Below are 7673 nucleotides of genomic sequence, written 5' to 3'. Positions count from 1 at the left end.
CGGAGGCCGCCGAGCAGGAGGCGGCCTCGGCGGAGTCCGCGGCGGCGGGGGAGGGCGTCGCGAATTCGGAACAGGCGGGGGCGAATTCTCCGCAGTCGACCGAGAGTTCCTCGGGCGGAACCGGATCCGCGGTGGCCCGGGAGATCGCCGCCGGATACGCCTTCGAGGGCGCGGCGCTGGAACTGGGTGCGGCACTGGTCGACGGCGTCGCGGATGCCGATGCGCGCGTGCGTATTCCGATGCGCACGATGAACCGGCACGGGCTCATCGCCGGTGCGACCGGAACCGGTAAGACCAAGACACTACAGGGGATCGCCGAACAGCTCTCCGCGGCAGGCGTTCCGGTGGTTCTGGCCGATGTGAAGGGCGATCTGTCCGGCTTGGCGCAGCCGGGTGCGTCCAGCGACAAACTGCTCGCCCGCGCCGCGGAAACCGGTGATACACAATGGAAGCCGAGTGGATACCCCACCGAATTCGTCTCGCTGGGCACCGAGGGCGTCGGCTTGCCGATCCGCGCCACGATCACCTCGTTCGGCCCGGTGCTGCTCAGTAAGGTGCTGGGGCTCAACGAAACTCAGGAATCCACGCTCGGGCTCATCTTCCACTGGGCCGACAAGCAGGGCCTGGCGCTGTTGGATCTGAAGGATCTGCGGTCGGTGATCCAGCACCTGACCAGCCCCGAGGGCAAACCGGACCTACAGGGCATCGGCGGGGTGTCCGCGGCGACGGCCGGGGTGATCCTGCGCGCGCTGGTCAACCTCGAGGCAGAGGGCGGCGACACGTTCTTCGGTGAGCCGGAACTGGATCCGGCCGATCTGCTGCGCACCGTGGACGGGCAGGGTGTCATCACGCTGTTCGAACTGGGTGCGCAGTCGGCGCGGCCGGTGCTGTTCTCCACCTTCCTGATGTGGGTGCTCGCCGATCTGTTCCAGACGTTGCCGGAGATCGGCGACATCGACAAGCCCAAGCTCGTCTTCATCTTCGACGAGGCGCATCTGTTGTTCGCCGGGGCGTCCAAGGCATTCCTCGAGCAGGTCGAGCAGACGGTGAAACTGATCCGTTCCAAGGGGGTCGGAGTCTTCTTCTGCACCCAATTGCCCACGGACATACCGAATCCGGTGCTCTCCCAGTTGGGCGCGCGCATTCAGCATGCGCTGCGCGCATTCACCCCGGACGATCAGAAGGCGCTGTCCAAAACCGTGCGCACATATCCGAAGACGACCGCCTACGACCTGGAGAAGGCGCTCACCTCGCTCGGCATCGGCGAGGCGATCGTGACGGTGCTCTCGGAGGAGGGCGCGCCCACGCCCGTCGCGTGGTCACGCCTGCGCCCGCCGCGATCGCTGATGAACACCATCGGCGAGGACGCGATTCACTCGCACGCCCTGTCCAGCGCCCTGTACGGCAAGTACGGCCGGACCATCGACCGCGAGTCTGCCTACGAGATACTCTCCGCTGAAGTCGCTGCCGCGCAACCGGACTCGCCGCCGAGTGCCGAGCGCCCGGCCCGAGGCGAGCAGTCCGCCGCCGAACGCATCATGAGCAATCCGGCGGTCAAGAGTTTTCTGCGCTCCGCGGCGAACGCCGCGAGCAAGGAGATCAGCCGCAGCCTGTTCGGTACCCGCAAGCGCTGATCTGGTACTCCGCAATGAATGCGGTTGTCCACCTTGGGATACGGCGCAATCGAGCAGACCGTTGCCCGGTGTAGCGTGCCCGGCGTTTGCTCCGTGTCGGCCTCGCTGATCACCGGGATTCGGGGCAGGTATGTTGCGTGCGCGCGGCTGGTCGGGGTCCGGGTGGGCGGGTATGTGTCAGGCGGCCGAGCGCGGGAAAAGGTTTTCGGCGTCGCCGCGGTTGATCGCCCGCAGGCCGCCTTCGGGCCAGGCGTCGTAACCCGTCCAGGTGTTCGTCGTTGCGGGCGACGGACGGGGCGGGGCAAACGGGCCGTCGCTGCCGTAGCGGATGTGCGCCGGATCGGCGAACTCCTGAGGCATGGCAGGGAGGTGGGGCTGGTGGCCAAAGCCGCGTCGGAATAGAAGCGCCGCAGTTCGGCCAGGATGTCCTCGGGATCGCGGCCGTCACCGACGAGCGGGGCGGTCTGCGCGACCCGATGGGCGAGGAAGGCCAGGGCCCGCGAACAGGCCGAAGCGGCCGGGCCGATCCTTGACCAAACCGCCTGTGCTGCACCGGTGCCAGCGCGGCGAGGCTCTATCCGAGATCTCGAGCCAATAGATCAGCCGGGGTTTCGCGGCGGATCTGCTCGTGGCAGCGGCCGTTGCGGACCGAGATGATCGGCGGGCGGCCCACGCCGTTGTAGGTCGAGGCCAGGCTGTGGTGGTATGCGCCGGTGCAGGGGACGGCCAGGACCTCGCCGGGGCGCAGATCGGCGGGCAGGAGGACGTCGGCGGCGAGGATATCGCCTGCCTCGCAATAACGCCCGGCCACGGTCGCGGTCATGTGCGGGCCGGTGGGATGGCGATTGGCGACCACGGCGTCGTACCGCGCGCCGTAGAGGGCCACGCGCGGATTGTCGTTCATGCCGCCGTCGGCGATGACGAAGGTGCGCCCGCCCTCGACGTGTTTGACCGCCATCACCCGGTACAGCGTCACCCCGGCGCGCGCGACGATGGCGCGGCCCGGTTCCAGCGAGATCCTCGGTCGCGGAAAGTGATTCAGCGCGCAGGCCGCGTCGAGGGCGTCCTCGACGATATCGGCGAGTTCGGGAAGATTCATCTCCGCGTCACCGCACCGGTACGCGACCGCGTGGCCGCCGCCGAGATCGAGTTGCGGCAGCGTGTGGCCGTATTCGCTGTGCACACGGGACATTTCGGCGATCAGGCGGCGCACTGCCTCACCATAGAAGTCGGGATCGTGGATCTGCGAACCGAGATGACAGTGCAGGCCCACCAACTCCAGCATGGGCTGACGCATGATGCGGTCGATCGCGTCGACCGCCGCGGCGCTGCCGAGCGGGAAGCCGAATTTCTGGTCCGCCACACCGGTTCTCACCGCGGGATGGCCGTGCACATCGATATCGGGGGACAGCCGCAGCAGCACCCGCTGCGGCCGAGTGGCGACCGCGGCCAGCAGAGTGATCTCGGTGATCGAGTCGACCACGATCCGGCCGACGCCCGCATGCACCGCGGACTCCAGTTCGGTGAACGGTTTGCCGCTGCCGTGCAATACGATTCGCTCCGGATCCACGCCCGCGGCCAGGGCGATGGCGAGTTCACCGGCCGAGCACACGTCGACCGACAGCCCCTCCTCGGCGACCCAGGCGGCAACCGATTTGGTCAGCAGAGCCTTTGCCGCATAGACGATTTCGGCGTCCGGGAAGTATTTGCGGTACGCCCGGCAGCGCCGCCGCACCTCGGACTCGTCCAGGACGTAGACCGGGGTTCCGTACTGATCGGCGATATCGGCCAGTGCCACCCCGCCGACGGTGATCCGGCCCAGATCGTCGTAGTGCGTCTCACACGGCCAGATGGTCGCGTCCAGACGCGGGGACTGCATTCCCGACCGCAGCGACGGAAAGATCTCGAGCAGCGTCACGGCTTCTCCTGTGTGTTCCCCGCTTTCTCCTGTGGTGCGGGGCCACTGTCAGGAATACGCCGGGGCGACTCGGCCCAATCGGCCCGTTACGCGCCCTTGACCAGCTCCGGCGCGATCTTGACGCATTGCTGACACCCGTGTGATCCCCATCCCGCTCCTGGTAGGACGCACGTACGGTGGCGCGGCGGGAACCGCTGGCCGACGACGCTCATGTCTTTGCCGACCAGGTAGGACCCGCGCATCTTGGCGCGGCCGAGCGCGTGTGATGCCGTCGGCGGCGGCCTGATCGAAACCGGCCGAGCTCGGTGGAGAACACGCGCCAACGGGGGTGGTCAGCGTGGTGGGGGGGTGCTCCGGGACGGCTGTCCCTTTGCTGATCAGGCCGACGCCGCGCGCGTCTTGTCGTGGCTGAGCGGTGTGCTCTACCCGCCGAGCTTCTTGTAGAACGCGCCCACGATGGGTGCGGTCAGCGCACGCGGGGAGTATTGCCCCGCGACGCTCATCCCCTTGCTGATCAACCCGGGGACCACGCGCATCTTGTTGCGTTCGAGTGCGTCGATGGAGATCTTCGCGGTGTAGGCGGCGGTGACCCAGATGAAATCGGGGATCTTGTTGCCGACCTCGTCCTGATCCGGGTTGTCGGTGCGGACCGGGCCGGGCGCGAGCAGGGTGACGTTGATGCCGCTGCCGGTCAGTTCGCCGCGCAGCGATTCGGAGAAGCTGTTGGTGAACGCCTTGCTGGCCGCATAGGTGGCGTTGTTCGGGATCGGCATGTTCCCGGCCGCGGATCCGGTGATCAGAATGCCGCCGCCGCGCCGCTTCAGCATGCCCGGCAGCACCGCGAGGGTCAGATCGTGCACCGCGACGGCGTTGAGTTCCATCACCGAGCGTTCGAAGTCCAGGTCCAGCTCGGCGACCGGCCCGAACGTCGCGACACCGGCGTTGTTGCACAGGATCGCGATATCGCGGGAGGCGAGTTCGGCCGATAGCGGGGCGCGCTGGTCGCGGTCGGACAGATCCACCGCGCGCACCTCGGCGGCGACCCCGTACCGGTCGGTCAGTCGCTGGGCCAGCTCGGCGAGCAGATCGCCGCGCCGGGCGACCAGGATCACCGAATAACCGCGGCGGGCCAACTCCTCGGCCAGCGCGGTGCCGATCCCCGAGGACGCTCCGGTGACGACGGCACGATTGTCTGAAGTGGGTGCGGGAAGACTCACGCCGGGGAGCCTACCGTCTGTGCCGATGCCGCCGCCGCCGAGCGCACCTGCCGGAGGTTCGCCGCCGACGGACGAGCCCGCACTCGGTGGCCGGGGTGCATCCTCGGTCACCGTTCCGGTCGGCGCTCGGGCTCGTAGAAGGCGATGCCCCAGTTCAAGTGGCCGGACCAGGCGCTGGCGATGCGGCCGCCCTGGACCGCCGGTTTGGGGTCGCTGATCGGGCCGCCGGCCGCGCGGACGGCCGCCACGGTGGCATCGAGATCGCGTGTGCCGAAGGCGATTCCGGGCAGGGTGGCCGGTTTCCCGGATGCCACGACCTCGATCACGGCCGCACCCGCGCGGTAGAAGGCCATCTCGGGGCCGGAGGGCCCGCGCGGACGGAAGCGTTTGCGAGGCCCGGTGCCCAGCACGGCGGTGAGCGCGGCCAGGCCCTCGTCCAGGTCGGGCACCCAGTACACGACATGGTCGACGAAGCTCACCGCATTGGGATGCACTGTGTCGCCGGGTAATTCGTCACGATCTCCGGACAGCAGCTCCGGAATGCCGAGCAGGTCCGGATCGGCGATGGCCCCGTCGAAACCCCAGCTCGGCCGCATATCGATGGTGCAGCTGATGCCGCCGACCAGGAAACCGCCGTCGGATACCGTGAAACCCAGTGCGGTCCAATCCTTCTCGTCTCCGGGCATACCGAGGCGAGTGAGCGTGCCCATCAGAGCCTCGCCGCCGGTCGGGTGCACTGGTTGACGGCCTTTTCGGCGTGGAGGTCGGCGGCGGTGTACGAGATCATGAAACTCATTGTGGTCCAGGCCCTCTCATGGTGGGTTAGCGGGTGAGCGTGCCCATCAGAGCCCCGCCGCCAGCCGGGTGCCCTGATCGATCGCCCGCTTGGCGTCGAGTTCGGCGGCCACGTCCGCGCCGCCGATCAGGTGGATCCGCACGCCCGCGGACCGTAGCGGCTCGACCAGTTCGCGCACCGATTCCTGTCCGGCGCAGAGGATCACGTTGTCGCAGTCGATGATCGTCGGACGGGACCGGTTCTCCCCGAAGCTGATGTGCAGGCCGCGATCGTCGATGCGCTCGTAGTTGACTCCGCCGATCTGCTCGACGCCCTTGGCCTTGACCGCGGCACGATGCACCCACCCGGTGGTCTTGCCCAGGCTCTTGCCGAACGTGCCCGATTTACGTTGCAGCAGAACGACTTCCCTGGTCGCGGGGGAGGGGCGCGCGGTGCCGAGCTGCCCGGGTGTGTCGGGATCCGCCGCGGTGACGCCCCATTCCTGCATCCACTCGTCCAGCTTCAAGGACGGATGTCCGTCGACGGTGAGGAATTCGCTGACGTCGTAACCGATTCCGCCCGCGCCGATGACCGCGACCTTCTTGCCGACCGGCTTCTCCTCGCGCACCAGCTCAGCGTAGGTGAGCACCTTCGGATGGTCGATACCGGCGATATCGGGGATGCGCGGGCGCACGCCGGTGGCCAGCACGACCTCGTCGTACCGTCCCTCGATCAGCTCGGCGGCCTCGACCCGGCGGTTCAGGAACACCCGGACCCCGGTGACCTCCAGTCTGCGCGTGAAATACCGGATCGTCTCGGTGAATTCCTCCTTGCCCGGAATACGCCGGGCGATGTCGAACTGGCCGCCGATCTTGTCATCGGCCTCGAACAGATCCACCTTGTGCCCGCGTTCGGCCAGGCTCACCGCGGCCGAGAGCCCGGCCGGGCCCGCGCCGACGACGGCGATGCGCCGCATCCGCCGGGTGGGCAGCAGCCGCAGTTCGGTCTCGTGCCCCGCGCGCGGATTCAGCAGGCAGGACACGGTTTTGTGGACGAAGGCGTGATCCAGGCAGGCCTGATTGCAGGCGATGCAGGTGTTGATCTCGTCCTCGCGGGTCTGGCGAGCCTTGTTCGCCCAGTCCGGATCGGCCAGCAGCGGGCGCGCCATCGAGATCAGGTCCGCGTCGCCGCGGGTGAGGATCTCCTCGGCGGTCTCGGGCATGTTGATCCGGTTCGACGCGCACACCGGAATATCCACTCGCGCCTTGATTTTCGCGGTGAACTCCACGAACGCCGCGCGCGGCACCGAGGTGACGATGGTAGGCACCCGCGCCTCGTGCCAGCCTATGTCGGTGTTCAGGACGCTGACTCCGGCGGCCTCCAATTCCGTTGCCAGCGCGATGATCTCGTGTTCGGTCTGGCCATGCTCGACGAATTCGGCCATGGACAGCCGGAAGACGACGAGGAAATCCGGCCCGACGGCCGCGCGGATGCGCCGCACGATCTCGACCGGGAAGCGGCGGCGGTTCTCCGGCGATCCGCCCCAGCGGTCGGTGCGCTTGTTGGTGCGCGGGGCCAGGAACTGATTGATCAGGTAGCCCTCGCCGCCCATCACCTCGACGCCGTCGTATCCGGCGAATTTCGCCAGTTCCGCGCACCGCACGTAGTCGTCGATGGTGCGCTCGACCCCTTTGCCGGACAGCTTGCGCGGCCGGAACGGATTGATCGGCGCCTTGATCGAGGAGGCCGAAACACTGAACGGCACATAGGCATACCGTCCGGCGTGCAGGATCTGCAGGGCGATCCGGCCGCCCTCGGCGTGCACGGCGCGGGTGATCGCGCGATGCCGGTACGCCTCGGTCCGGTTGGTGAGTTTCGCGCCGAAGGGCAGCAGCCAGCCCTCCCGGTTCGGCGCGTACCCGCCGGTGATGATCAGGCCGACGCCGCCGCGCGCTCGTTCGGCGAAATAGGCGGCGAGCCGGTTGGTATCCCACGCCCGGTCCTCGAGCCCGGTGTGCATCGATCCCATCACCACCCGGTTGCGCAGGGTGAGTGAGCCCACCGCCAGCGGCTCGAACAGATGCGGGTACGGGTTGGCGGATGCGGCCGTCGCGGGATTCGCGGTCATG

General features: G+C 68.1%; 6 protein-coding genes. 1 reads left to right on the top strand and 5 read right to left on the bottom strand.

Annotated features, from left to right (window positions below; all coding sequences use genetic code 11):
* Positions 1–1634, top strand: a 1634-nt coding sequence (locus tag NM2_RS29725; RefSeq protein WP_439956932.1) for a helicase HerA-like domain-containing protein, incomplete at its 5' end; no start/stop codon positions are given.
* A gap of 177 nt (positions 1635–1811) precedes the next feature.
* Here the strand turns inward: NM2_RS29725 and NM2_RS29720 are convergent.
* From NM2_RS29720 to NM2_RS29700, 5 genes are all read right to left on the bottom strand, one after another.
* Positions 1812–1994: a hypothetical protein gene (locus NM2_RS29720; protein ID WP_067675515.1), complete on the bottom strand. Its 183-nt coding sequence runs from the start codon at positions 1992–1994 to the stop codon at positions 1812–1814.
* Between the two features lie 214 nt (positions 1995–2208).
* A complete protein-coding gene (lysA, locus tag NM2_RS29715; RefSeq protein WP_067675512.1) occupies positions 2209–3552 on the bottom strand; it encodes a diaminopimelate decarboxylase in 1344 nt (447 codons plus the stop codon).
* 422 nt (positions 3553–3974) lie between these two features.
* Entirely contained in the window at positions 3975–4769 is a 795-nt protein-coding gene (gene cmrA / locus NM2_RS29710) for a mycolate reductase (protein ID WP_067675529.1), read from the bottom strand.
* Positions 4770–4876: 107 nt separating this feature from the next.
* A complete protein-coding gene (locus NM2_RS29705; RefSeq protein WP_157121389.1) occupies positions 4877–5479 on the bottom strand; it encodes a VOC family protein in 603 nt (200 codons plus the stop codon).
* 132 nt (positions 5480–5611) lie between these two features.
* Positions 5612–7672, bottom strand: coding sequence for an NADPH-dependent 2,4-dienoyl-CoA reductase (locus NM2_RS29700; protein ID WP_067675527.1), 2061 nt, complete (start codon positions 7670–7672; stop codon positions 5612–5614).
* Position 7673: the final 1 nt, after the last annotated feature.

It is taken from the genome of Nocardia miyunensis NBRC 108239 (assembly GCF_001613065.1).
In the GTDB taxonomy this organism is placed as follows: domain Bacteria; phylum Actinomycetota; class Actinomycetes; order Mycobacteriales; family Mycobacteriaceae; genus Nocardia; species Nocardia miyunensis.
The sequence above is the reverse complement of the archived record's forward strand: the minus strand, read 5'-3'. Positions and strand labels throughout refer to the sequence as shown.

Excerpts from the sequence above, each read along its gene's own strand:
- NM2_RS29700 (WP_067675527.1), bottom strand. The coding sequence starts at position 7,672 with ATGACCGCGAATCCCGCGACGGCCGCATCCGCCAACCCGTACCCGCAT.
- NM2_RS29720 (WP_067675515.1), bottom strand. The coding sequence starts at position 1,994 with ATGCCTCAGGAGTTCGCCGATCCGGCGCACATCCGCTACGGCAGCGAC.
- NM2_RS29705 (WP_157121389.1), bottom strand. The coding sequence starts at position 5,479 with ATGGGCACGCTCACTCGCCTCGGTATGCCCGGAGACGAGAAGGATTGG.